We start from the raw sequence: 23,882 nt of genomic DNA, 5'->3' as shown, positions 1-23,882 counted from the left end.
GGCGTGGTTCGCGGTGCTGGCCGCCGCGAACCACGACCCGCACGACCAGAATTGACACCAGTACCTGCGTGGCGCCGCTCATGCCCGTCCCCGGTACGCCCTGTACCCGGCGCCTGGTGAGCAGATCGCCCATCGGGCTCTGAAAAGACGGATCAGCACCAGGGCGGGGCGGCCCAGAACAACGCCCTGCACGCTCGCGAGGTAAAACGATAGCCGGGCACGGGGATCGCTGCCCAGTAGACGCGCTCGACGCTCGGTCGGCGGGTGTCGTCGGCCGGGATTGAGCCCAGGCTCAATCGCCGGATCAGCAGCACGAATATCAGCAACCCGGCCCGCCGGATCGAGCCGCTCGCCTAGCCGAGTCCGACAGTTCGGTTCATTAGTTGGGAAAGCGTGGTCCCGGCGCTACTGGTCGCCAAGATCACGATCCAGTACAAAGCCGGGTGAAAGGTTTGCGCCCGCAGCTGGGCCACAAAGGCGATCAGAAACAGAGCGACCGGAATCAGCGAGCTCACGGCGTAGCCGATAGGCAGCGTCATCGACGATCAGGTCACCCTGGGTCTCACCCACCGTGGTGGCACAGATCTTCGTGATCCAGGAGACCGCCTGACCTGGGCGATCTTGCGCGTGTGGGCCGGTTCGTTCGCCATGTCTGCTCGCCGACGGTTCCGGGGATCAGGCGAGTCAGTCTGAGTTGGCGACGGTTGTATATGCGTTGGCCGCGACGCGGGTTCGGGCAAGTGCCCGAACCCGCGCGCTCGGCGGGGGCCGCGTGCGCCGGCTCAGTCTTTTTGGAACAGGTCGCTACGCAGGCGGTATAGCGCCGAGATATCCTCGTCACCGTGGCCCTGCTCCATCAGCCGCGCGTATTCCTCGCGGGTCTTGGCCGACAGCGGCAGCGTGCCGCCGTTGAGTTCGGCCATGTGCAGGCAGATGCCCAGGTCCTTGTGATGGTGCTTGAGCTTGAAGCCCGGCTCGAAGATATCCTGGACCATCGTCTTGCCGCGATGGTTGACGAACCAGTTGCCCGCCGCCCCGGAACCGACCACGTCCACGACCTTGTCCAGTGGCAGGTCCAGCGCTGCGCCGAACCGCAGACCCTCGCAGACGGCCTGATTGATGCCGGCACACAGGATCTGGTTGACCGCCTTGGTCGCCTGACCGGTTCCCACGCCGCCCATATGGGTGATCTTGGCACCCATGGCGTCGAGCACCGGCATGACGCGCTCGAATACGGCGTCGTCAGCGCCCACCATGATCGACAGCGTGCCGTTCTTCGCCCCCTCGGTGCCGCCGGAGACCGGCGCGTCGACGAAGCCGGCGCCGTTCCTGGCCACCCGGCGGGCGGCTTCACGCGCAGTGTCGCTGGCGACGGTGGAGCAATCGATGACGACATGGCGATCGGTCAGCTGGTCGGCGATCTCGTCGACCATCGCCAGAACATCGTCATCGGCGCTCACGCAAATGACGATGATCTCGGCTTCGGCGAGCGTCTCGGCCGGGGTGCGTACCGCTTTGACGTCATGCTCGCGCGCGAATGCCTCGGCCTTCTCGTGGGTTCGGTTGTAGACCGCGCTCAGCAGGCCCGCGGCCTGCAGGTTTGCGGCCATACCCTGGCCCATGCCGCCAAGACCGATGAATGCACTTTTCATGGCATCTGTGATGAGGAAAACGAAGCCCCGATGATAAGGTCTGTAGTCCGCGCGGCCAATCAGACCATTTCATGACGCTTTCACGGGGCATACGCCGCGTACTCATCTTCGTTGTAGCGATCGCCCTGCTCGGTGCCGCGCTGCTGGCGGCCACACCGCTGATCGCGCGCGAGCTCACGCTGTATTATCTGGCCCAAGCCGGCGTGGACGCCCAGATCGACAACGTCGACGTGAACCTGCTGACCGGCACGATCGCCTATGACGGTCTGACCGGGCAAACCCAGCGCGATGAAGGCTTCCGGATCGGTCATCTCGATATATCCATCGACTACCTCCCGCTGTTGTCCAAACAGCTGCGGGTGACCCGCCTGGCCGTCGCTGACGCAATCCTCGACGTGCGCCGGACCGCCGACAACGCCGTTCGGGTCGGCGGCATCACGGTGCTTTCGGACCAGCCGAGCGGCGGTTCCCTGAACTGGGGCATCGCCATTGAGCAACTGGGGATCGGCGGGCTGAGCCTGCGCTATTCTCAACCGGCGACCGACGATTTTCCCGCCGTGGAGCGCGAACTGGTGTTCAACCAGTCCAATGCCCGCGACGTGGTCAGCTGGGAACCGGACAACGACGTGCCCCTGGACGCCGATCTGAGCGTCGGCGACAGCCGCATCCGCCTGCAGGGCCGCGTCACGCCGTTCGGCCGGCGCGTAAGCGCGCATTTCGAGATCACCACCGAACAGTTCGCGCTCGATCTGCTATCACCCATCACCCAGGCCGGCCGCCTCGAGCGCCTCACCGGAACGCTCGACGGCCATCAGGCCATCGACCTGACCTACGGCCCCGATGCGGGACTGGACATCCAGATCGACGGACAGACCACATGGCAGGATTCGCGGCTGGAACTGGCCGGCGGCCCGGCGTTGTCGAGCGATCGATTCGAATGGCAGGGCGGAATCCGGTTGCATCTGCTGGGCCCGGTCGCCAGTTCCGCCGCATCAAGCAAAACCGGGCCAACCGCCGACGCCGCTGGCGCGCCGGAGCCGGCATCCGACGATGGGCTGGCCTGGGCCCCACGGTTGGGTTTGACCTCCATGCCTAGCGCGTCGCCGCGCCAGGCGAAAACGACACCCGCTCCGCCGGCCGGTGCCGATACCGTCTCGGTCGATGCCAAGATCGACGTCACCGCGTTCGAGATCGCCTACCCGGATGGCGTGACCCTGCGCCAGGCCAAGGGCGCCTGGGATGGCACGACCACGATCGTACTGACTGGCGACGGCCGCCGCCTGACGACCGATGGCACACTCACCGGCCAGCGCCAGGCGATCGTCACCGCCGATGGCACCGCAACCCGGGCCGAGCGTCTGAACTGGAAAGGCCGTGTGAAGCTCGATCTGACCCAGCCCAGCGAGGTCGACAGTCAGGGCGCGCTCGGCCTGCACGGGTTTGCCATCGACGTGCCTGACGGGCTGCAACTGTCCAGCGACGAAGTACGGTTCGACGGCGCCACCCGTACCAAACTGGGTACCGGCACGAAAACAGTCCACACCGACGGACAGCTCGACACCGCGGCGCTGTCGAGCCGCGTGCCGGCAGGCGTGACGCTGGCCAGTGGGCCGATCGCGTTCAAGGGAACCACCGATACCCGGATCGGCGCCTCGGCACCGACGCTGGCGACCGATGGCCAGCTGAACACCCGCGATCTGTCTTTCGAGATCGTCGACAGCGCCACGTTCACGGCCGACCACCTGAACTGGCAGGGTACGACCAGCACTGACTTCGGTCCGCTGCTGGCTCGCACTGCCCAAGGCCAGCTGAGCACCGACCATGCCGGTCTGGCGCTGCCCGGAACCGCCATTTCGCTCTCGGCCGCACGCCTGGCCTACGACGGTCGCTATGCCGAGCAACCGCAGACCGACGGCAGCGCGTTGAAACTGACCATGGCCGGCGAGATCGACAGCCACGATTTCAAGGTGATGAATACGGATATTCAGGCGCCTTGGGTCGCCGCATTGCAGACCCATGCCGCCGGGCTGTCCGTTAACGGCCTCGATCGGATCCGGCTCGACTCGCTGACCTCGCACGGGGTGCGCGTGCTGGGCGATACCGATTCCGATGTAGCCGTGCTGCAGTCGGTGACCACGACCGCCGACCAGTTCCGGTTGGACGATCTGCGCGACTATCGCCTGGCACGGCTGGATCTGGACGGTGCCAGCATTCATGTTCGCCGCGACCGCCAGGGCATGGGCGTCATGGCCGAGTTCTTTGCCGGCTCCAACGACGACGACGCTGGCGCCAGCGGGTCCGGTAAGCGTGCTGCCGCCGACGGGCCCGCCAACAGCTACGCCTTCAGCGATGTAGCGATCTCCGGGCCGGTGTTCATGTTCAACGATGTGGCGGTCGATCCGCCGGTTGCGATCAGCGGCAGCAACATCAATCTCGCCATTCAGGATCTCGACACCGCGCAGCTGGATCAGAGTGCGACCTACCGGCTGGCAATGGACGTCGGCGCCTACGGACATCTCGACAGCCGCGGCACGATCGCGCCGATGGCCAACGGCGGCATGAATATGAATCTGGACGCCTGGCTCCGGTCGCTGGCGATGAAACCGCTGTCCGGCTATCTCAACGCCGCGCTCGGACGCCGAATCGCCAACGGTGTCGCCGACGGCACCCTTCATCTCGAGGCCAGCGCCGGCCAGCTCGACGGCAACCTGGACACCACGCTGTCGAACTTCCGGCTCGTGGACGACCCGCATGCCAAAACCGACGTGGCGCTCGGGATATCGCTGGACACGGCGCTGGCGCTTGTCCGCGGCCAGGACGACCTAATCAATTTCGAAACCCTGATCCTGGGCGATGTGACCAACCCCTACTTCTCGATCAAGAACCTGGTCCGCGAAGCGGTACTGGCCGGCCTGCGTACCGCGATCATGAGCGATTATTCGCCGCTGGGTCTGCTCAATCGCGCCAAGAACGCCGTTCTCAATCTGGGCCGTTCACTGGTCTCGAAGCCGGCAGGTTTCGAACTGGGCAAGCATTACATCCGCCCGGCGGATCGCCAGTATCTCGGTCGGATCGCCCAGGCCATGCGCGACAAACCGGACCTGCATCTGACCGTTCAGGGCCATGCGGTGCCCGGGGACGCAGACCAGATGTCGCTATTCCACGGCGCATCCGTGGACGAAGACAACTTGGTCGAACTCAAGGGTCTGGCCCGCAAGCGGGGCGAGGCGGTACGCGACTATCTGGCCGCCCGCGATGTCAATCCGGATCGTATCTCGCTTGCCGAACCGGTAGTCGATCGTTCGCCCGACGCCCAGGCGCAGGCCACCTTCGACATCAGTGGCCGATAGAACGCGTCGCCTGGCGCGCCCGGGCGCCGGGGCGAAGCGGCGCCGTCCACCCGAGCCGGCCGGGGTATGCGAGGACCGCGTCCGAGCTTGCCCCCGGGCCGGGGCCTTGGCAGCTGAACGGTTCGCTCAGGATTCCAGCAGATAGGTGTAGCCGGCCAGGCCCGCTTCGAGCAGCGCCTCGGCGTCCTGGCGGGCGCGTGTGCTCAAGCCCGCCGCGGCCAGCTTGCGGCGATAGGCTGCGCGCAGCGCTTCCGGCTCGAAGTGCACATAGCGCAACAGTTCGTCGGCGCGGTCACCCTGCTCGGCACCGGCCAGCCGCCAGCCTTGGCCGTCACCGCTTCGCTCGACCTCGACGTTGACCACGTCGGTATCGCCGAACAGGTTGTGCATGTCGCCCAGGTTCTCCTGATAGGCACCCACCATGAATATGCCCAGCCGGTAGGGCTCACCGGGGCGCAGCGGATGCAGCGGCAGCGAGGTATCGACGCCGTCTTCATCAACATACCGATCCAGGCGGCCGTCCGAGTCGCAGGTCAGATCGCACAGACGTGCACGCTGGGTGGGCGCTTCGTCGAGCCGGGTCAGCGGCATCACTGGAAAGACCTGATCCAGCGCCCACACGTCCGGGACCGACTGGAAGACCGAGAAATTGACGAAATACTTGGCGGCCAGCTTGTCGGCGGCTGCAGCCACCGCCTCGCGGTCGTCGGCGCTGCTTGCGACCACCGCGGCCAGCGCACGATGAACGGCCGCCGCTTCGCGTTCGGCTTGTGCGCGTTCGACAAGTCCGACGTCACCGGCCAGAAAACGGGCCTGCACATCGGCCAGACTGGCCTGTACGCGATCGAGCTGTGCGCTTGCCGACAGGGTATCGTCCAGAGTCGCGGGGGCAACCGGCTGAGGGGTTTCGCTATCGATGACCTGGGCCAGCAACACGGCATGGTGCGCGGTCAAAGCCCGTCCGGATTCGCTGATGATATCGGGCATGGGCAGATCGAAGCCCCGCGCCACGCGCGCCAGCGCGGCGACGACCGCATCGGCATAGTCGGGCACGCCATAGTTCATGGAGCAGAACGAGCGCGCTCCGCGCCCTTCGTAGTCCACGGCCAGCCCGCCGCCGACATCGACACAGGCGACCGGCGCTCCCAGCACCCGCAGGCTGCGATACAGATGGGCGGTTTCGTCCATCGCACGAGACAGTGCCGCATGGTCGGCGACCTGGGAGCCGACGTGCACGTGCAGCATGCGGACACAGTCCGCATAGCCCAGGCGCTCGAGTTCGGCCATCGCGGAGACAACCTGATCGGCGGTGAGCCCGAACTTGGATTTCTCGCCGCCGGTGTTCTGCCAGTGGCCGGCGGCGACGCTTGCCAGCCGCACGCGCAGACCCAGGTCCGGCCGCAACCCGAGTTCATCGGCGAGCTCGGCGATGGGTGCGAGTTCGGAGGGCTTTTCGACCACGATGAACACGCGATGGCCCAGCTGCTGACCGATCAGGGCCAGGCGCAGAAATGCACGATCCTTGTAGCCGTTGCACACGATGGTGCTGCCGGGCGCGGCCAGCGCCAGTACGGCCATGAGCTCCGGCTTGCTGCCGGCCTCCAGGCCGGCGCGCTCGCCACCGGCACTGACCAGCTGTTCGACCACGGCCCGCTGCTGGTTGACCTTGACCGGGTAGACCACCGTATAACGACCATCGTAGTCATGCCGGCGGCGCGCGTCCTCGAACGCACGCGTCAGCCGGTCGATACGGTCGCCGAGGATATCGGTGAAGCGAACCAGCACGGGCAGGCGCAGCCCGGCACGCTTGATCTGCTCGGTCAGCTCGTCCAACGCGATGGCCGGCCCACCGGGCACCGGCGTGACCGAGACCGCGCCGCGGGCATTGATATCGAAATAGCCTTCACCCCAGGCGGCGATGCGGTACAGCGCGCGGGCGTCGTCGATCGACCAGTCGGCTTGGGTACGGGATACGGACATAACTTATACTCACGCGCTGGATTCGCAAGGCGCTGCAGGCGTCGAAGGGAGCTGCATGGTACTGGATCAGCATTGGTATACCGAAGCCAGCGACACGCTCGGGCTCGGGTTTTCGCTCAAGATCGTTGACAAGCTCCACGAGGAGCAGTCCGAGTATCAGACCATCGCCGTATACGAGACAGAGACCTTCGGCCGATTGCTGACCATCGACGGTCTGGTGATGCTCACCGATCGCGATAACTTCGTCTATCACGAGATGATGACGCACCCTGCCCTGTATGCCCACGGCGAGGTGGCCGACGCGGTGATCATCGGCGGCGGCGACTGCGGCACCCTGCGCGAAGTCCTCAAGCATCCTGGTGTCGCCACGGTGACCCAGATCGATATCGACGAACGCGTCACCCGCGTGGCCGAAACCTATTTTCCGGCCCTGTGCGAGGCCAACGACGACCCGCGTGCCACCCTGGCGTTCGCCGATGGCGTGGCCTGGATGGCGAACGCCCCCGATGCGTCCGTGGACCTGGTGATCATCGACAGCACCGACCCGATCGGTCCGGCTGAAGGGTTGTTCAACGCGGCCTTCTATCGCGAATGCCACCGCGTGCTGCGGCCGGGCGGCATGCTGGTCCAGCAGAGCGAGTCGCCGCTGGTCCACAGCGAGCTGATCGGCGAGATGCACGGCGGACTTCGCAGCGCAGGGTTCGCCGAGACCCATCTTCTGAGTTTCCCGCAGCCGAGTTATCCCACCGGCTGGTGGTCGGCCACGCTGGCGCTGCGTGATGCCCGCCCGCTCGGCCGTCCGGCGGCAGCGCCGGACTTCGAGACCTTCTACTACACGCCAGCCATCCACGACGGTGCGTTCGCCCAGCCTGCGTTCATGGCGCGTATTCTGGCGCGCTGACCATAGCCGCGGACGGTCACCCGTTGCCGGCGGCCAGCGCCTTGTCGAACGCCTTGGACGCATAGAACGGCCGCAGCCGGCGGCGTATCAGCTCCTCCAGCAGGCCGGTTTCTGCCAGTCCGTCGATCACGACCGGCGCGATGGTTTCGGCCTCCTGGTGGAGCAGCGGCGCGTCGATGCCCACCTGGCCGAGTAGTTCGGAGATCGGCCGATCTCCGTAGTGATCGAAATAAGCGATCACGGCCTGGTCGACCAGTTCGCCGACGTATTCGGTCTGGCGCAGCTCTTTCCAGACCCGAAATCCGTAATCGATGAGCGCCTGCAACTCGTCTTCATCGACCACGTCGTCGATCGACAGCGGCTTGTCGTGGATGGCGGCCCATATATCGGCGGCGATCGCGCGTATGCGCGCCTCGTCGAGTGATTCGAGCAGCAGCTGTTCGCTGCGTGCCAATGTCTTGGCAGTGTTGTTCTCGATATACGCACGGACGCGCTTTTCCACCTGCGCCTCGAGCCCCGGCAGGCGCTTGCTGACGGCGCTGGTCGATCCCTTGATCAGCGACGATACGCCGGGAATCGATTTGATCGCCCCCGTATCGGCGAAGATATAGTCCTTGATCCCCTGGTAGAGCACATCCGACGCCAGAGCCGTATATACCGGGCTGTCCAGCAGCCGCTTGATCAGGCGCGCGCGCAGATCCTCGAGTTCGACGAACAGCGTCACGCCTTCCTCGAAGAGCGATTCATCGACCACGTCCTGGACTCGTGTCTGCTTGTTTACGTCCAGCCGGACGAGCGTATCCGCGATCGCGCCGATCACACCGGCCAACTGATCGGGCAAATCCATGTCCAGCGCCAATCGTTCCGCGGCACCACGTACCGTATCGACATCCGCCAGCTGGCTGAGCGGCGTGCGTTCGGCCCACTGCCAGAGGGCATCGATCTCATCGCGCAGCCGACCGGCGGCCGGCTTGCCCTGCCACTGGTCGACTTCGAAGGCGACATGCGCCTCGAGCAAAGCCTGTGCGTGATCACCGAGCGATTTGGACTTTGTCATGGACCACTGAAACATTGAAACCGTCAGGCGAGCTTACCCGCTCGACGCCCTGCCTGCGAGCCGACAACGCTCCGTACTAGTTCGGATTGAGAGGCTTTCAGGCCATGCCTAGCGTGGGCACCGTCGACTTTCAACCCGATTGGAGAAACGCGATGAACGATGACCAGTTCGAAGGCAAGTGGGAACAAATGAAGGGCAAGGTCCGCGAACATTGGGGCCGCTTGACCGATGATGATGTGGAGGAGGTACGCGGCCGACGCCAGAACCTGCTCGCCAAGATTCAGGAGAAGTACGGCGATACCAAGGAAGCCGCCGAAGAAAAGCTCGTGGAGTTCGAGCGCCGTTTTTAGAACGGTCTGGCCGGCGCACGGCCAGTCTAGATGGATATCGTCCGAGGCGACGCGGTCCGACGGGGCTTGCCTGCGTTCGGCGGGTCCGAGCCAAGCCTCGGACGATGACTGCGCGACCACCCGCCCGGTCCGGGCGCGCCCTGTCATGTAATTCTGCCGGCAACGCACGCGCACGAGACCGGAGTCGAAAGGCACGGCCAAGCCGATGCGACCGGCTCTATTTCGCAGACCGATCGCGGGCTGCCGCCAGGCGCTTGAGACCGGTCCGCCAGGTATGCCGTGACTCCGAAATCAGCCAGCAGGAGACCGATATGCGACACGACGATTACGTTACGCGCACGCGGGTCGAACGCGAGCGCCACATACGCTGCGACCCGGTGGTCCATATGCCCACGACGCAGCGCTGGGACGGCCCGCTGGGCGAAGTGGCGTTGTCCGACTTCGAGCGTGACGGCTTTCTTTCCTTCGAAGGATTTTTCTCCGAAGAGCGGATGGCGCCGTTCTTCGACGAACTGGATGAAATGGGCCGCGACGAGGATCTGCTGCGTCAGGACGGCGTCATCCGTGATCCGAAGTCCGGTGCGATCCGCTCGGTTTTCGACATGCACCGCATCTCTCAACGTTTCGACGAGTTGACCCGCGATCCACGCATCCTGGGCATGGTCCGTCAGTTGCTGGGCGGCGATGTCTATATTCATCAGTCGCGCATCAATGACAAGTACGGTTTTCAGGGCGCCGGCTTCGACTGGCACTCTGACTTCGAGACCTGGCATGCCGAGGATGGTATGCCGCGCATGCGGGCGGTCAGCGCGTCGATCATGCTCACCGACAACAACGAGTTCAACGGCCCGCTGATGCTGATCCCCGGGTCGCACCATCATTTCGTGCCGTGTCAGGGCACCACGCCGGACGACAACTGGAAGAGCTCGCTCAAGGCTCAGGAAGCCGGCGTGCCCAGCCAGTCCAATCTTCAGGCGCTGGTCAATCGCGGGGGTATCGTCGCGCCGAAGGGCCGCGCCGGCTCGCTGCTGTTGTTCGAATGCAATACGCTGCATGCGTCCAATTCGAATATGTCGCCGTGGCCGCGCTCGAACCTGTTCTTCGTGTACAACAGCGTCGACAACGCATTGGAACAGCCGTTCGCGGCCGAAACGCCCAGGCCGTCCTTTCTGGCCAACCGGGACCATCCCGAACCGCTCGAGATGCAGGACCCATTGGGTATGCCGTTTCGGCGTAGCGCCTGATTACGACAGCGGACATGCCAGCCCCGGCGCCACGCCGCGGCGTCTATTCAACCAGTCTTGGTTCAACTCAACTCATTCAGGACAGACACCCATGAACAAGCAATGGATCGTGGTCGCCGATGCCGCTCAGGCACGGATCTTCACCCGCACCAACGATGGCAAGTTGACGCCGGAAAACACGCTTAGCCATGCCCAGAGCCGGGCTCATGAAGGTGACCTCCGCACTGGCGGCAAGGGCGAGGTGCACGACAGCGGCGGCTCGGGTCGCCATCAGGCCGACCCGCAGACCACCACGAGTGAAAAGCACGCGGACATCTTTGCCAAGCAGATCGCGCAGACATTGAAATCGGCGTTCAACGACAACGCGTTCGACAGTCTGGTGATCGCTGCCGACCCATCGTTTCTGGGTCTGCTACGTGACCAGCTTGACTCGCCGGTCGCAGACACCGTAGCGACATCGATCGATAAGAACTGGGCCCAGCACGACACGGCCGACATCGAACGCCTGCTCGACGATCGACTGTAATCGGGCACGCCGGCCCACGGCGAAACGTCTAGTCGAAAGCACTAACGGTCGTATTTTGCTGCATACTGAACAGGCGTGAATGCGTGAGGGCATTTACGGATTGGCCCGTGTTCGTCCGGCGTCTAATCTCAATGAACTGTACGCACACACGCAATCCCTCAATCACTGGAGAAAACCTATGCTGGGTTGGGCCATCACCTTTTTCATCGTCGCAATCATTGCCGCTCTGTTCGGGTTCGGCGGTATCGCCTCCGGCGCGGCAGGCATTGCCAAGATCCTGTTCTTCATCTTCCTGGTGCTGTTCATTCTCGCACTGGTATCCAACGCGGTGCGTGGACGCGGGCCCAAGATCTGACGCGGCTGCATGAATGAGCGGGCTACGGCCCGCATTGCGAATACGGTCGGCCCTGCCGGGCCGGCCGTGTTTCGACCAGACACCGGCCGATCACATACCCGGCGTTTCCAGATGGTGTCCTGCGGTGATCCAGATCCGCACCAGATGCGGAAGCGATTCGGCATTCAGCTTGTTCATGATATGCACGCGATGCGTTTCCACCGTGCGTGCGCTGATATCCAGGGCGCTGGCGACCTGCTTGTTCGCGAATCCGTCGACAATCATGCTCAGCACCTGTTTTTCGCGCGGGGTGAGCAGTTCCACCAGCGCTGCGCAATGCCGCGCATCCCGTTGTACTGTCTCGTCGCCGTCGGTGGCCTCGGCCAGCGAGCGGATACGCGCCAGAAGCTTTTCCGGCACGAACGGCTTTTCGATGAAATCCACGGCACCGCGGCGCATCGCGGTAACCGCCGACTCGATCGATCCGTACGCGCTCATCATCAGGATATCGACGTTGGACTGTTCGGCAATCAGATGCTGCTGTAGTTCGATGCCGTTCATGTCCTTGAGCCGAAGGTCGATCAAGGCGCAACCTGAGATACCGGCGCTGTGCTCGAGCAACTGTTCGGCGCTCGAATAACAGTGCACGGTATAGCCCGCATCACCCAGCAGCGCGCGTAGAGATTCGCGCACGCCCGGATCGTCGTCGACGATGTGAACAGCAAACGCCATCAGGCCTGATACCTCTCGTTGAAAGTCGATGGATCGACGGGCGGTTCGTTTTAAATGACTCGTTCGGATTAAGCAAGAACCGTTCGCGCTCCACTGATCGCCCGCGTGCCGGTGCCGATCTTCCACTACTCGAGAAACTCGACGATGAATCACCAGCCTAGCGAAACGAACGACACGCCCAGGCGTCTGACCGAACTGGAACACGAACTCGTCGAGGAACGCGAACGGCGCTATCGCGCGGAGAACAACGAGCGCTGCTTTCGGGAACTCGCAGAGCATATTCGAGAAGTGTTCTGGATGACCAACGCCATGGGCGACGAGCTGGTCTATGTAAGTCCGGCCTACGAAAACATCTGGGGCCAGACTTGCGACAGCCTGTATGAAGACCCCGGCAGCCGACTAACGTGGGTCCACGAGGCCGATCGCGAACAGGTACTGGTCGCCTTCAAGCGGGATGCCGCGACCGGCGACTACGACGAAATCTTTCGTATCGACCGTCCCGACGGCCAGATGCGCTGGATCCGCGATCGCGCCTATCCGGTCTACGACGATGCCGGGCAACTCTACCGTCTGGCCGGCTTCGCGCTGGATATCACCGATCGCATCCAGAACAACGACCGTCTCACCCGCTTGAACGACTCCATCAGCACACGTGATCGCATGGCCATCTTCGCGGCGCTGGGTACCGGACTGGCACACGACCTGAGCCAGCCGCTGACCGCAGCCCGCAATTTCATTGCCCATGCGGGCCAGCACCTGGCCGCCAGCGCTCGCCCGGCACGTACGGCCCTAACGCGCGCGGACACCGAAATCGAGCGGGCCACTTCGATGATCCATCACCTGCGCGATTTCGTGCGCGACGGCGAACCGGCCCGGCGGGTGATTCCCCTGGCGCCGTTGATCGACGATATCCACCAGATCATGGATGCCGCCCTGCGCGAAAACGATGTCCGCTACTACGGACCGGACCCGGCAAAGCTGCAGGACGTCGAGGTGCCGATCGACCGGATCCTAACCCAGCAGATCCTGCGTAATCTGATCACCAACGCCATCGACGCATTCGATGTCGATCACACCAGTCGTGATATACGGATCGATACGGCACAGGTCGACGACCATATCGAAATCGAGGTGTCCGACAACGGGCCCGGCATCGGCGAAGACGTGGCGTTGTTCGAACCGTTTGCCACCACCAAGGCCGAGGGCCTTGGCCTGGGACTGGCCATCAGCCGTACGCTGGCACGCAGCCATGGCGGCGACCTGATGGTCGCCAACCGTGGCCGCGCCGGCGCACCCGCTCGGGCGGCCAACGACGAGATCCGTACCGCGTTCGTCCTGCGTTTGCCACTGGCCTGAATCGCTGTCCCAGGCCGGATTCAGCGTGGTGGGTGCATGATGCGCATGAACACCGCCACGCCGAGGCCCCAGGCACCGTTGACGGCCAGTGCGATCCACATGCGATGCATGTTCCAGCTATCGATCATGGCGCCGGTGTCCTGACCGTTCTTGAGCCACGTCACCAGGGTCAGTGCCACCAGGCTCGGAAAGATCGCACCGAGAATGATCGCGCCGACATAGTAACCGGCGGCCAGCGCACGCCGGATGAGCAACCACAGCAGAACGCCCCACAGGCCACCGAACAGGGCCGACGAAACAACCTTGGGCACGCCCAGAGGCGGCACCGGGGTCATGGCCCAGGGCGTGGCATCGATGACCCCTTGCATGTCGAGCAGCCATACCAGGCCCTGGTGGAAGCTCAACACCGCCAGAAAGCCGGCGATGAACGCCTTGACGAACGCAAACATGAAATATCCTCTGTGAATGATCGTTGATCGGCGATGTCACTCGCCGGTACCGGCCGTATTCGCGGTCTGGCCGAACAACCGCTGACGCGCCGCCTCACTCTTGGGCTGACCGCCGCGCATGTCCTTGCCCAGATCCACGCCACGCTGAACGGCCGGGCGTTCCTTGATGCGCTGTCGCCACGCCGCGACCCGAGGAAATTCGTCCAGCGGCTGGCCCATGGCCTTGGAAATAAGAACCCAGGGCCAGTTGATGATGTCGGCAATGGTGTATTGCTCGCCGACCAGATAGCGCCGATCGGCCAGACGCCGTTCCAGTACGCCCAGACACCGATGATATTCACCGGTATAGCGCTTGTAGGAGTATGGATGTTCTCCGGGCGCATAGTTGACGAAGTGGCTCATCTGGCCGCCCATGGGCCCCAGGTTGCCGACTTGCCAGAACAGCCACTCGTCGATTTCCTTGCGCAGCCGCGCTTCGGCCGGATAAAGGCACTGCGCCTTTTCGGCCAGATACCGGATGATCGCGCCCGATTCGAAGATCGGCACGGGTGCATCGCCATAATCGGCCGGGGGCGCGTGATCGACGATCGCCGGCATGCGATGGTTCGGCGAGATCGCCAGAAAGGCCGGCTCGAACTGATCGCCGGCATTGATATCCACCGGCACCATGCGGTAATCCAGCCCGCACTCCTCCAGCATGATGGAGATCTTCCAGCCGTTGGGCGTAGGCCAATAGTAGAAGTCGATCATTGGGTATCCTCGTGCGGCGCGGCGACGGCCGCCGCGCCCTGTTCCACCAGTCGTTCGATGGCCTGCGTGTCGTAACCGTGCTCGGCCAGTACGGCCGCGGTGTCGGCGCCGAGCGCCGGCGCGCCCGCATAGTCCGTGTCCGGCATGGCCGAAAACCGCGCTGCCGGGCGTGCCTGGCGCAGACGCCCCGCCTGAGGATGCTCGTTTTCCACAATGATGGCGTTGGCGGCGATCTGTTCGTGTTCGAGCAGATCGCTGCGGGTGAGTACCGGCGCACAGGGCACGCCGTACTCGGCCAGGCGCTCGAGCCAGTGCTCAGCGCTGGCCGTGGCCAGTTTTTGCTGCGTGAGCGCCAGGCGGGCGTCGATATTGTCTTGGCGATCGGCCGGGGTGGCAAAACGGGGGTCTTGGTTCCACTCCGGCGTGTCCAGTGCTCGGATCAAGGCCTGCCACTCCTTGTCGGACTGGACGGCCACGCTGATATGCCCGGTGGTGGTTTCATAGATCAGGTCAATGAAACTCGCGGCTCGGGCCTGGTCGAACTCGTCGCCGACGAACGTCTGGCTGTTCATATCCGAATGCCAGAGGAAGTCGATCACCGCGTCCAGCATGGATACGCGCACGTGCTGGCCCGGCGCGCCACGCTCGCGGGCCAGCAGTGCCGCGGTGATCGCCTGGGCGGCGACATAGCCGGTGAGCTTGTCGGGCACGATCGTTCGCACCAGACGCGGACGGGCCGTATCGGCGCCGCCCTGGATACTGGCCAGACTCGACAGCGCTTGAACGAGCGGGTCGTACACCGGGTAGCCCGCATACGGCCCGGCATCGCCGAAACCGCTGATCGAGACATAGATGATGTGGGGCGCGACCGCTCGGATGGCCTGCTCGCCGATGCCCATACGCTCGGCCACGCCGGGGCGGAAGTTCTGCACGAACACGTCCGCGTTCTCGCATAGGCGCTCGAGCGCCGCCAAACCGTCGGCCTGCTTGAGATCCAGCGCCACCGAACGCTTGTTGCGATTGTTGTTCAGATAGCTGGCCGAAAAACCATGGCGCCGGTTCGAGGCCAGGCGCGTGTAGTCGCCTACGCCCGGCCGTTCGATCTTGAGCACTTCGGCGCCCTGATCGGCCAGCTGCATGGTGGCCAGCGGGCCCGACACCATGGCTGTGGTATCGATCACGCGATAACCGCTCAAAGGATGTTTCATGTTGTGTTGCTGATACAGACAATTCGGCGAGTCTAGCGCCGCGTCGCCGGCCGGAAAACCTTCGCCGCTTCCAACCACCGTCGCGCTTGGCGACAATATGCGCCACTCGCGTTCCATCTGTCCCAGGAGTTCCATGTCATCTATCGGCACCCCCTATTCCGACTCGGCTACACGGGTCATGCTGCTGGGCAGCGGTGAACTCGGCAAGGAGGTCGCCATCGAACTGGCGCGACTGGGCTGCGAAGTGATCGCCGTGGACCGCTACGACAACGCCCCGGCCATGCATGTGGCCTCACACCGACGCGTGGTCGACATGGGCGATGCCGATGCGCTGCGCACGCTCATACGGGCCGAGCGCCCGGCGCTGATCGTGCCGGAGATCGAAGCGATCGCCACCGCCACACTCATCGAGCTCGAGGCCGAAGGCTTTCATGTCGTGCCCACCGCTCGGGCGACACGCCTGACCATGGACCGCGAAGGCATCCGTCGTCTGGCCGCCGACGAGCTGGGCCTGCGCACGTCCGCATTCGCATTTGCCGAGACCGAACAGGACTATCGGGCCGCGGTCGAGTCAGTCGGTCTGCCCTGCGTGGTCAAGCCGGTGATGTCGTCTTCCGGCAAAGGACAGAGCACAGTGCGCCATGCCGACGATATCGAGCCGGCGTGGCGCTACTCCCAGGCCGGCGGCCGCGGCCAGCGCCACGGCAATTCGCGGGTCATCGTCGAAGGCTTCGTGGATTTTGACTACGAGATCACGCTGCTGACCGTGCGCCATATCGACGGCACTGCCTTCTGCGCGCCCATCGGCCACCGCCAGGTCGACGGCGACTATCGTGAATCCTGGCAGCCGCAGGCGATGAGCGAGGCGGCGCTGGTCGAAGCACAGCGCCAGGCCGGCGCGATCACCCAGGCCCTGGGCGGCCATGGCCTGTTCGGCGTGGAGTTCTTCGTCGCCGGCGATACGGTCTGGTTTTCCGAGGTGTCGCCACGCCCCCATGACACCGGCCTGGTAACGCTGTCCAGCCAGAACCTGTCGGAATTCGCCCTGCACGTGCGCGCCATCCTCGGGTTGCCCATTCCCACCATCGAACAGCGCGGCCCGGCGGCTTCGGCCGTAATCATGGGCCAGGGTACGAGCCGATCGATGCGCTACAGCGGACTCACGCGTGCCCTGGCCGCCGCGGATACGGAGCTGCGCCTGTTCGGCAAACCCGACATCGACGGCGCGCGCCGGCTCGGCGTGGCCCTGGCGCGCGCGGACACCGTCGAGGCGGCACGCGCACTGGCACGCGAGAGCGCAGCGTACGTGCAGGTCGAATACTGAGCCCTCGAAAAGTTAAAACCTGTCTGTTCATATACGGGAAAGCCGGAAGTGACTTATACTTTGGTCCAAGGCCTGCCGGGGGATGTCGACACGGCATACAGAGAAGCAGGGCTTTAATCAACCGAATTCCAAGGAGCTCACCAATGCAGAAGAAACTCACCACGATTCTCCTGGCCATGCTGCTCGGCATGGGCACGCTGACGCTGGCTGCCTGCGACAACGACGGCCCGGCCGAGAATGCCGGCGAGAAGATCGACAACGCCACCGACAACGCCCAGGACAGCATGGAAGACGCTGGCGACAAGATGGAAGACAAGATGGACGACGCTGGCGACAAGATGGAAGACGCCACCGACAACAACAGCTAAGTTGTCGGCCACTCCGGCGCGGTCAGCCGCCCCGGAGGTCGTTCGGACCCGCCGCTTTACGCGGCGGGTTTTTTTTGGCCTGAATCATCGTCTGCGTTTTCAACGGAGCCGCACATGAGTCTCGAACCATCCAGCCGGACTGCAATCGTCACCGGCGCCGGTCAGGGCATCGGCCGCGCGATCACCGGGCGTCTACTCGCCGACGGTTATCACGTTCATGCACTGGACATCGACCGCGACGCGCTCGACGATCTTTACGAGCGCGCACGCGGCAAGTCGGCGCAACTGACCGTGCGCACGGTGGATGTGGCCGACGAGCCGGGCGTAGCCGAGGCCGTGAAGGCACTCGACGAGGCCCATGGGCGCCTGGATGTACTGGTCAACAATGCCGGGCTGGCCGACCCCTTCAACGGCCCGATCGAATCGCTGGCACTGTCCGATTGGGAGCGGGTGATCCGGGTCAATCTGACCGGCTACTTTCTGCTGTCCAAGCACGCCACGCCACTGCTGCGCCGGTCCGGCGGCTGTATCGTCAACATGGCCTCGACGCGGATGTTGCAGTCAGAAGCCCATACCGAGGCCTATGCAGCCAGCAAGGGCGGCATTAACGCCTTGACCCATGCGTTGTCGATCAGCCTGGGCCCGGACATTCGTGTCAATGGCATCGCGCCGGGCTGGATCGACGTTCGCGATCAGCGAAAACACGCCGAGCCGCCCTCACCGCTTCGCGACATGGACCACGCCCAGCATCCTGCAGGACGCGTGGGCCGTGGCGAAGACATCGCCGCGGCCGTGGCATTTCTATGTTCGGCAGAGGCCGCGTTCATCACCGGCCAGACGCTGGTCATCGACGGTGGCATGACCCGCCGGATGATCTATCAGCATTGAGAATCATACCGGCCGGCCGGTGACGAGCCAGCCGGCCGCGTTCACGCAGGCTGCGCCGAACCCGTGCTGGCACTGTGACCGCGCAGCGCCTTGGATCCCGGCATCGCGCGGTTGGCGGTTTCGGGGATCATCAGAATCGGGGCAATCGCAATCGCCGCCGCCAGCATCAGGTAGTAAGCCGGCACGAAATTGTCACCGGTTACCGAAATCAGCCAGGTGATCAAAAACGGCGCAGTGCCGCCGAACAGCGACGTCGAGATATTGTAGGAAATGGCGAACCCACCGTAGCGGATACGGGTGGGGAAGATCGCCGGCAGCGTGGCCGGCATCGTGCCGGCCAGCAACACCACCAGCCCGCCCAGGAGCGCCAGTCCACAGATCGTGGTGAAGATACTGCCCACCGACAGCAGCATGAAGGCCGGGTAGGACAGCACGATGAAACCGACACAGGCGCCGATGAGCACCGGGCGCCGGCCCACCTTGTCGGAGAGCTTGCCCACCAGACCGATCACACACATCATGCCGATCATCGTGGCCACCAGGAACACCAGCGAGTTCGAGGAACTCATGTCGAGCACATCGGTGAGATAGCTCGGCAGATAGGTGAGCACGGTGTAATAGGCGACGTTGAGGATCAGAACCAGCCCGATGCAGAGCAGCATCAGCCGCGCGTTGTCGACAAAGATCTCGCGCAGGCTCGAATCCTTGTTGGCCTCCTCGGCCTTCATGTTCTCGAAGGCGGGGCTGTCCTCCAGCTTCAACCTCAGATACAGGCCGATCAGCCCCAGCGGCCCGGCCACCAGGAACGGGATACGCCAGCCCCAATCCCCGAACGCCTGGTCTCCCAGCAGCATCGAAATGCCGGTGACCAGAAACGCGCCGAGCGAATAGCCGGCCAGCGTACCGAATTCGAGCCAGCTGCCGAGAAAGCCACGGCGGTCGTCGGGCGAGTATTCACAGATGAACGTCGCGGCCCCGCCGTACTCGCCGCCGGTCGAAAACCCTTGTATCAGCCGCGCACAGATGAGCAAGATCGGCGCCCAGATGCCGATCGCGGCAAAGCTCGGCAGCAGTCCGACCACGAAAGTACCGGCCGACATCATGATGATGGTGGTGGCAAGCACTTTGCTTCGGCCGATCTTGTCGCCCAACGGGCCGAAGAATAGCCCGCCCAGAGGGCGCACCAGGAACGCGATGGCGAATACTGCAAACGAGGACAGCAGCGATGCGGTATCGCTGTGCGATGGAAAGAACACGTGTCCGACCGTGCCCGCCATATAGCTGTATACGCCGAAATCAAACCATTCGAGCGCGTTGCCCATCCCGGCAGCGCCGACGGCTTTGCGCACGTCGGCTTCGTCGACCGTCTGTTCGCTGGACACTGTGTCGTTCATGTTCCTGACCCACCGGCGGGCTGTATGGAAGGGATAATCGACGCTAGCACCAATGGGTGCTGCATACAATTAGCGTATTTTCGAATACCCGGGACGGCCTTTGCCGTGCGTGGCCGCCGACGGCAGACCGCTGCAACCTTGGCCAGCCGCTATCGACAGCGGCTTCACGCATCCGGTCGCCCGGTTACGCTCGATGTTCTTACGGTTGAGAACACCGACGCTTTCCGAATTTATATTGCGCACAATACTTGTCTTTGTTGCCTCCGGGCCGTACGGTTGGGGGGTCATCAATACAGGAGGCAGTGATGCCGACACGCAAGGCAAACGCGACGTGGCAGGGTGATCTGAAGTCCGGCCAGGGCAACATGGCGCTCGAGAGCGGCGCTTATGAAGGCCAGTTTTCTTTCAAGACCCGTTTCGAAGAAGGTACCGGCACCAATCCCGAAGAGCTGATCGGCGCCGCACACGCGGGCTGCTTTTCCATGCAGTTCTCTGCCATGCTGGCCGAAGAAGGCAACCCACCGGATTCGATCAAGACCGAGGCGAAGGTGCATTTCTCGGTGGATGGCACGCCTACGATCGACAAGATCACGCTGATTACTCGTGGCAAGGTCCCGGGCATCGACGACGCCCAGTTCAAGGAAATCGCCGCCAAGGCAAAGGACGCCTGCCCGGTGTCCCGGCTGTATAAAGGCGCCGAGATCACGCTCGACGCTGCGCTGGAAAGCTAAGCCGCCACCAGCGCTGCTCATCAAAGCCGGGTATGACCCGGCTTTTTTGTTTCCGGCCCGACCCGCCCTGCCCGCTGTCCCGAGGAGCTGAAATGAGTCAACGACCCACGATCTACACCGCGCCGTCAGCCTTCCCCAACCCGCAGCGTCTGCGTTTGTTCATGCATGAAAAAGGGGTCGCGGCAGAGTTCGACGAGCAACTGCTCGACATGGCCCCGGGCGGTGAACAGCGTAGCTGGCGCCACTACCGTCGCAATCCGTTCGGCGAGGCACCGGTACTGGAGTTGGCCGACGGCACGACCTTGTCGGAAACGCCGGCGATCGTGCATTACATCGATCACAGCTACACCGGTCGCAAGATCACCGGCGAAAACCCCCTGGCGCAGGCACGCGACATCATGTGGGACCAGCGCTGCTATCTGCATGTGCTGCTGCCGATCGTGACCATGTTCCACGTCCAGCACACCGGGCTCGGCTTCAAGCTCGAGCCAACGTACAACCCGGCCTGGGGCGAATCGTCGCGCAAGAAGGCGATCGCCCACGCCGGCATAGTCGATACCCATCTGGCCGATGGCCGCGACTGGCTCGCCGGCGGCGACGAGCCCACGTTCGCCGACATCACGCTCTGCACGGCCGTGGCGTTCGGCAAGTTCGGGCCCAACGAAACACCGCTGGACGAACGCTTCGAGCATATCGACGCGCACTGGCAGCGCTGGAAATCACGAGATGCTTTCAAGAAAGCTTATGGCGACGGCGGCAGCGGGCTCGACGAGTTGTCGCACCTCGACCCGTAACATTCGCCAAGCCGCGATTTCGATGTCGGGCATTGTATTTTTGCCGATCGTCGCAAGGTCTTTGGGTTCATACGCGCCAAAACGAGAGCGAGACAAGCATGCAAGCCAAGCAGGACAGCGTCGTCAGCATTCATTATGTGCTGCGCGACACCGAAGGTGAGATCATCGATCAGTCGGGCGAACAGCAGCCGCTGTCGTATCTACACGGTCACGGCAACATCGTGCCGGGCCTCGAGAAAGCGATCGAAGGTCATAGCGAAGGCGAAGAGGTCAAGGCGACCGTCGACCCGGAGGAAGGCTACGGCCCCTATCGCGAAGAGCTCGTGCAGAAAGTCAGCCGCGATGCCTTTCAGGGCGTCGACGAACTGGCGCCGGGCATGAGTTTCCGCGCCGAGTCGGATGCCGGTCCGATGATCGTGACGGTCAAGGAAGTCGACGGCGAGGAAGTGACTGTCGACGGAAACCACGTACTGGCCGGCCAGACGCTGGATTTCACCGTGAACATCGCCGAAGTCCGCGAGGCCAGCAGCGAAGAGATCGAGCACGGGCACGTGCACGACGGCTCGACGCACGGCTAGCGCTGCCCGGCAAGGGCGTGGTGTGACGGCGGCGCGGCTTGCCGGTGCGAGCCCGTCGCCGTATCCCGCGTGCCCGAGGATCGGGAGCGTCGCGCAAACACGCTGAGAACATGAGGCCATGATATGAGTGAACCGGTTCTTCTGATCACCGGCGCCTCCAGCGGCATCGGCGCGGCCACAGCCCGTCATGCTGCAGAACAAGGCTATCGGGTTGTGCTGGCCGCACGTTCGGCCGACAAGCTCGACGCATTGGTCGACGAACTCGGCGGCGCCGACAAAGCGCTTGCGGTGAGTTGCAATGTCACCGACAAGGCGTCGCAGGAGCAGATGGTGTCCGCGACGCTCGAGCACTTCGGACAGCTCGACGCCGTCTTTGCCAATGCCGGTATCGGTGGCACACCGGGTGGTTTCTGCGGCGCTGACAGCGATGTCTGGAAGGACATGATCCTGACCAACGTCTACGGCGTCGGCCTGACCATACAGGCAGCCGCCGAAGCGCTGAAAGCCAGCCGCGGGCATCTGTTGATCACCGGCTCGGCAGCCGGCCGGGCCACGATCGCCGGATCGATGTACAGCGCCACCAAGTGGGCGGTCTCGGCGATCGGTTACGGAGTCCGCGAAGAGCTGCGCGGTACCGGCGTGCGGGTGACACTCATCGAACCCGGCATGGTCGACACGCCGTTCTTCGATGAGCGCCCCGAGCATGCCTTGGCCGATCACGACATCGCCGAGGCGGTTCTGTTCGCATTGACCCGGCCCGCAGGAGTCGATCTCAACGAAATCCTGGTTCGCCCGACCCCGGCCATCGAAGACTAGCGCTCACGGCCTGTCGAGCCGATGGGCAAAAACCCGGCCTTGGGGCCGGGTTTTTTTATGCGCCTCGATCAATCGACGAGCAGGAAACCAGCCACCCAGCCGGTGCGGCCGTTCGCAAAGCGCACCTCCCGCCAGTCGTCGTCCTGTCCGATGACCGTCACCGTATCGCCGCGACGCGCCTGGAACACGACGTCCGAGTTCGTGGTCGGCCGCGCACGAATGTTCACCACATTGCCGCCGATCGTGCGCGTGGACTGATTTGTCGGGGCGTCGCTGGCGCTCGCGCTGGGATCCGGGTCGGTCGAAGAATCGGAGGCCGATGCCTGACTGTCGGCCGTCGTCGCGTTCTGCGAATCGGCCGAACCAGTCTTGGGCTCGTCCAGCGGCGCGGAACTGCCGGCGAGCAGGAAGCCCGCGACCCAGCCGGTGTCGTAGTCCTTGGGAAACAGTACTTCGGCCCAGTCGTTGCGGGTATCCAGTACCACGACCTGTGTATTGCGGCCGGCCTGGCGCAGAACCTGCGCGTTTGTATTGGGTTGACTGCGGATGTTGACGTTATCGCCGTCTATTCGCGAACGCGGCAGATTGGCCACGATTTCCGGCAGGTTGGTGATCGCCGATTGGTTGCCCGCAGACGCCGCCCGGGCCGCCCAGCGCGCGGCCTCCACGAGGTCCTGTGGCACACCCTGCCCGCGCACGTACATCACGGCCAAGTTGTTCTGTGCCGCCGGCTCGCCGTGTTCGGCAGCACGCTTGAACCACTGCGCGGCCTGGTCGGGGTCCGCGCTTACGCCGTGGCCAGCCTGATACATGATGCCGAGGTTGTGCTCGGCCTTGGCATAGTTCTGGGCGGCCGCCTTTTCATACCAACTGCGCGCCGTGTCGTAGTTCTGCTCTACGCCGTAACCCTCGTCGTAGAGCACGCCCATGTTGTACTGGGCATTGGCATTGCCCTGCTCGGCCAGTGGTCGGGCGTTCTCCAGTACCTGCGAGGCCTCGCTGTCGCTCGGGCGTTCCTGGGCGATGACGACACACGACAGGGCGGATAGCGATACGGCCAGCATCATGGCCCGTGCGATCGCTGTTTTGTTCATGTCAGG

Annotated in this window: 23 protein-coding genes; 14 read left to right on the top strand and 9 right to left on the bottom strand. The window is 63.9% G+C overall.

Going from position 1 to position 23,882, the window contains the following annotated elements:
• Positions 1-782: 782 nt before the first annotated feature.
• Positions 783-1,652 (bottom strand): NAD(P)-dependent oxidoreductase, encoded by an 870-nt coding sequence (locus T31B1_RS17215; protein ID WP_353250774.1) that lies wholly within the window; start codon positions 1,650-1,652, stop codon positions 783-785.
• 71 nt (positions 1,653-1,723) lie between these two features.
• Here T31B1_RS17215 and T31B1_RS17210 point away from each other — a divergent pair, with 71 nt between their 5' ends.
• Positions 1,724-5,002, top strand: a complete 3,279-nt coding sequence (locus T31B1_RS17210) for a DUF748 domain-containing protein (RefSeq protein ID WP_353250773.1) — start codon at positions 1,724-1,726, stop codon at positions 5,000-5,002.
• Between the two features lie 126 nt (positions 5,003-5,128).
• Here the strand turns inward: T31B1_RS17210 and speA are convergent, their stop codons facing one another.
• Positions 5,129-6,982 (bottom strand): biosynthetic arginine decarboxylase, encoded by a 1,854-nt coding sequence (gene speA / locus T31B1_RS17205; RefSeq protein WP_353250772.1) that lies wholly within the window; start codon positions 6,980-6,982, stop codon positions 5,129-5,131.
• A gap of 55 nt (positions 6,983-7,037) precedes the next feature.
• Between speA and speE the strand changes: the two genes are divergently transcribed.
• Positions 7,038-7,883, top strand: coding sequence for a polyamine aminopropyltransferase (speE, locus tag T31B1_RS17200; RefSeq protein ID WP_353250771.1), 846 nt, complete (start codon positions 7,038-7,040; stop codon positions 7,881-7,883).
• A 16-nt stretch (positions 7,884-7,899) separates the two neighbouring features.
• Here the strand turns inward: speE and T31B1_RS17195 are convergent, their stop codons facing one another.
• Positions 7,900-8,940: a hypothetical protein gene (locus T31B1_RS17195; protein ID WP_353250770.1), complete on the bottom strand. Its 1,041-nt coding sequence runs from the start codon at positions 8,938-8,940 to the stop codon at positions 7,900-7,902.
• Positions 8,941-9,092: 152 nt separating this feature from the next.
• On the opposite strand from T31B1_RS17195, the gene T31B1_RS17190 reads away from it, so the two are divergent.
• The 4 genes from T31B1_RS17190 (at position 9,093) to T31B1_RS17175 (ending at position 11,415) form a co-directional block, all read left to right on the top strand.
• Positions 9,093-9,290 carry a CsbD family protein gene (locus T31B1_RS17190; protein ID WP_353250769.1) on the top strand — a complete coding sequence of 66 codons (198 nt, stop codon included), beginning with the start codon at positions 9,093-9,095 and terminating at the stop codon, positions 9,288-9,290.
• Between the two features lie 311 nt (positions 9,291-9,601).
• Entirely contained in the window at positions 9,602-10,534 is a 933-nt protein-coding gene (thpD, locus tag T31B1_RS17185; protein ID WP_353250768.1) for an ectoine hydroxylase, read from the top strand.
• Positions 10,535-10,625: 91 nt separating this feature from the next.
• Positions 10,626-11,060: a host attachment protein gene (locus tag T31B1_RS17180; RefSeq protein WP_353250767.1), complete on the top strand. Its 435-nt coding sequence runs from the start codon at positions 10,626-10,628 to the stop codon at positions 11,058-11,060.
• A gap of 178 nt (positions 11,061-11,238) precedes the next feature.
• Positions 11,239-11,415: a DUF1328 domain-containing protein gene (locus tag T31B1_RS17175; RefSeq protein ID WP_353250766.1), complete on the top strand. Its 177-nt coding sequence runs from the start codon at positions 11,239-11,241 to the stop codon at positions 11,413-11,415.
• 90 nt (positions 11,416-11,505) lie between these two features.
• Here T31B1_RS17175 and T31B1_RS17170 read toward each other — a convergent pair whose 3' ends face one another.
• Positions 11,506-12,126, bottom strand: coding sequence for a response regulator transcription factor (locus T31B1_RS17170; protein WP_353250765.1), 621 nt, complete (start codon positions 12,124-12,126; stop codon positions 11,506-11,508).
• Between the two features lie 144 nt (positions 12,127-12,270).
• Between T31B1_RS17170 and T31B1_RS17165 the strand changes: the two genes are divergently transcribed.
• Positions 12,271-13,482 carry a sensor histidine kinase gene (locus T31B1_RS17165; RefSeq protein ID WP_353250764.1) on the top strand — a complete coding sequence of 404 codons (1,212 nt, stop codon included), beginning with the start codon at positions 12,271-12,273 and terminating at the stop codon, positions 13,480-13,482.
• A 20-nt stretch (positions 13,483-13,502) separates the two neighbouring features.
• Here the strand turns inward: T31B1_RS17165 and T31B1_RS17160 are convergent, their stop codons facing one another.
• The 3 genes from T31B1_RS17160 to T31B1_RS17150 are packed head-to-tail and all read right to left on the bottom strand — an operon-like array spanning position 13,503 to position 15,889.
• A complete protein-coding gene (locus T31B1_RS17160) occupies positions 13,503-13,931 on the bottom strand; it encodes a hypothetical protein (RefSeq protein ID WP_353250763.1) in 429 nt (142 codons plus the stop codon).
• 36 nt (positions 13,932-13,967) lie between these two features.
• Positions 13,968-14,681, bottom strand: coding sequence for a glutathione S-transferase family protein (locus T31B1_RS17155; protein ID WP_353250762.1), 714 nt, complete (start codon positions 14,679-14,681; stop codon positions 13,968-13,970).
• On the bottom strand, positions 14,678-15,889 hold the full coding sequence (locus T31B1_RS17150) for a CaiB/BaiF CoA transferase family protein (RefSeq protein WP_353250761.1): 1,212 nt from the start codon (positions 15,887-15,889) through the stop codon (positions 14,678-14,680). The genes T31B1_RS17155 and T31B1_RS17150 overlap by 4 nt, the downstream gene beginning before the upstream one ends.
• Before the next feature lie 133 nt (positions 15,890-16,022).
• Here T31B1_RS17150 and purT point away from each other — a divergent pair, with 133 nt between their 5' ends.
• The 3 genes from purT to T31B1_RS17135 all read left to right on the top strand — a co-directional run bounded on the left by purT (position 16,023) and on the right by T31B1_RS17135 (position 18,469).
• Positions 16,023-17,213 (top strand): formate-dependent phosphoribosylglycinamide formyltransferase, encoded by a 1,191-nt coding sequence (gene purT, locus T31B1_RS17145; protein WP_353250760.1) that lies wholly within the window; start codon positions 16,023-16,025, stop codon positions 17,211-17,213.
• A 143-nt stretch (positions 17,214-17,356) separates the two neighbouring features.
• Positions 17,357-17,581 (top strand): hypothetical protein, encoded by a 225-nt coding sequence (locus tag T31B1_RS17140; protein ID WP_353250759.1) that lies wholly within the window; start codon positions 17,357-17,359, stop codon positions 17,579-17,581.
• 114 nt (positions 17,582-17,695) lie between these two features.
• A complete protein-coding gene (locus tag T31B1_RS17135; protein ID WP_353250758.1) occupies positions 17,696-18,469 on the top strand; it encodes an SDR family oxidoreductase in 774 nt (257 codons plus the stop codon).
• Positions 18,470-18,510: 41 nt separating this feature from the next.
• Here the strand turns inward: T31B1_RS17135 and T31B1_RS17130 are convergent, their stop codons facing one another.
• Positions 18,511-19,863: an MFS transporter gene (locus tag T31B1_RS17130; protein WP_353250757.1), complete on the bottom strand. Its 1,353-nt coding sequence runs from the start codon at positions 19,861-19,863 to the stop codon at positions 18,511-18,513.
• 305 nt (positions 19,864-20,168) lie between these two features.
• Between T31B1_RS17130 and T31B1_RS17125 the strand changes: the two genes are divergently transcribed.
• From T31B1_RS17125 to T31B1_RS17110, 4 genes are all read left to right on the top strand, one after another.
• Positions 20,169-20,594: an OsmC family protein gene (locus T31B1_RS17125; protein WP_353250756.1), complete on the top strand. Its 426-nt coding sequence runs from the start codon at positions 20,169-20,171 to the stop codon at positions 20,592-20,594.
• 92 nt (positions 20,595-20,686) lie between these two features.
• On the top strand, positions 20,687-21,388 hold the full coding sequence (locus tag T31B1_RS17120) for a glutathione S-transferase family protein (protein ID WP_353250755.1): 702 nt from the start codon (positions 20,687-20,689) through the stop codon (positions 21,386-21,388).
• 98 nt (positions 21,389-21,486) lie between these two features.
• The gene (locus T31B1_RS17115) at positions 21,487-21,966 is read left to right on the top strand and encodes an FKBP-type peptidyl-prolyl cis-trans isomerase (RefSeq protein ID WP_353250754.1); all 480 of its coding nucleotides are present in this window, start codon (positions 21,487-21,489) and stop codon (positions 21,964-21,966) included.
• Between the two features lie 123 nt (positions 21,967-22,089).
• Positions 22,090-22,782, top strand: coding sequence for an SDR family oxidoreductase (locus T31B1_RS17110; protein ID WP_353250753.1), 693 nt, complete (start codon positions 22,090-22,092; stop codon positions 22,780-22,782).
• A 68-nt stretch (positions 22,783-22,850) separates the two neighbouring features.
• Here the strand turns inward: T31B1_RS17110 and T31B1_RS17105 are convergent, their stop codons facing one another.
• Positions 22,851-23,876 carry an SH3 domain-containing protein gene (locus T31B1_RS17105; RefSeq protein WP_353250752.1) on the bottom strand — a complete coding sequence of 342 codons (1,026 nt, stop codon included), beginning with the start codon at positions 23,874-23,876 and terminating at the stop codon, positions 22,851-22,853.
• Positions 23,877-23,882 lie beyond the last annotated feature (6 nt).

This window comes from Salinisphaera sp. T31B1 (genome assembly GCF_040361275.1).
Lineage (GTDB): Bacteria > Pseudomonadota > Gammaproteobacteria > Nevskiales > Salinisphaeraceae > Salinisphaera.
The sequence above is the reverse complement of the archived record's forward strand: the minus strand, read 5'-3'. Positions and strand labels throughout refer to the sequence as shown.

Excerpts from the sequence above, each read along its gene's own strand:
- T31B1_RS17110 (WP_353250753.1), top strand. The coding sequence starts at position 22,090 with ATGAGTGAACCGGTTCTTCTGATCACCGGCGCCTCCAGCGGCATCGGC.
- T31B1_RS17135 (WP_353250758.1), top strand. The coding sequence starts at position 17,696 with ATGAGTCTCGAACCATCCAGCCGGACTGCAATCGTCACCGGCGCCGGT.
- purT (WP_353250760.1), top strand. The coding sequence starts at position 16,023 with ATGTCATCTATCGGCACCCCCTATTCCGACTCGGCTACACGGGTCATG.
- T31B1_RS17165 (WP_353250764.1), top strand. The coding sequence starts at position 12,271 with ATGAATCACCAGCCTAGCGAAACGAACGACACGCCCAGGCGTCTGACC.
- speE (WP_353250771.1), top strand. The coding sequence starts at position 7,038 with ATGGTACTGGATCAGCATTGGTATACCGAAGCCAGCGACACGCTCGGG.
- T31B1_RS17190 (WP_353250769.1), top strand. The coding sequence starts at position 9,093 with ATGAACGATGACCAGTTCGAAGGCAAGTGGGAACAAATGAAGGGCAAG.
- T31B1_RS17155 (WP_353250762.1), bottom strand. The coding sequence starts at position 14,681 with ATGATCGACTTCTACTATTGGCCTACGCCCAACGGCTGGAAGATCTCC.
- speA (WP_353250772.1), bottom strand. The coding sequence starts at position 6,982 with ATGTCCGTATCCCGTACCCAAGCCGACTGGTCGATCGACGACGCCCGC.
- T31B1_RS17115 (WP_353250754.1), top strand. The coding sequence starts at position 21,487 with ATGCAAGCCAAGCAGGACAGCGTCGTCAGCATTCATTATGTGCTGCGC.
- T31B1_RS17125 (WP_353250756.1), top strand. The coding sequence starts at position 20,169 with ATGCCGACACGCAAGGCAAACGCGACGTGGCAGGGTGATCTGAAGTCC.
- T31B1_RS17180 (WP_353250767.1), top strand. The coding sequence starts at position 10,626 with ATGAACAAGCAATGGATCGTGGTCGCCGATGCCGCTCAGGCACGGATC.
- T31B1_RS17120 (WP_353250755.1), top strand. The coding sequence starts at position 20,687 with ATGAGTCAACGACCCACGATCTACACCGCGCCGTCAGCCTTCCCCAAC.
- T31B1_RS17175 (WP_353250766.1), top strand. The coding sequence starts at position 11,239 with ATGCTGGGTTGGGCCATCACCTTTTTCATCGTCGCAATCATTGCCGCT.
- T31B1_RS17105 (WP_353250752.1), bottom strand. The coding sequence starts at position 23,876 with ATGAACAAAACAGCGATCGCACGGGCCATGATGCTGGCCGTATCGCTA.
- T31B1_RS17130 (WP_353250757.1), bottom strand. The coding sequence starts at position 19,863 with ATGAACGACACAGTGTCCAGCGAACAGACGGTCGACGAAGCCGACGTG.
- T31B1_RS17215 (WP_353250774.1), bottom strand. The coding sequence starts at position 1,652 with ATGAAAAGTGCATTCATCGGTCTTGGCGGCATGGGCCAGGGTATGGCC.
- T31B1_RS17160 (WP_353250763.1), bottom strand. The coding sequence starts at position 13,931 with ATGTTTGCGTTCGTCAAGGCGTTCATCGCCGGCTTTCTGGCGGTGTTG.
- T31B1_RS17140 (WP_353250759.1), top strand. The coding sequence starts at position 17,357 with ATGCAGAAGAAACTCACCACGATTCTCCTGGCCATGCTGCTCGGCATG.
- T31B1_RS17170 (WP_353250765.1), bottom strand. The coding sequence starts at position 12,126 with ATGGCGTTTGCTGTTCACATCGTCGACGACGATCCGGGCGTGCGCGAA.
- thpD (WP_353250768.1), top strand. The coding sequence starts at position 9,602 with ATGCGACACGACGATTACGTTACGCGCACGCGGGTCGAACGCGAGCGC.
- T31B1_RS17195 (WP_353250770.1), bottom strand. The coding sequence starts at position 8,940 with ATGACAAAGTCCAAATCGCTCGGTGATCACGCACAGGCTTTGCTCGAG.
- T31B1_RS17150 (WP_353250761.1), bottom strand. The coding sequence starts at position 15,889 with ATGAAACATCCTTTGAGCGGTTATCGCGTGATCGATACCACAGCCATG.
- T31B1_RS17210 (WP_353250773.1), top strand. The coding sequence starts at position 1,724 with ATGACGCTTTCACGGGGCATACGCCGCGTACTCATCTTCGTTGTAGCG.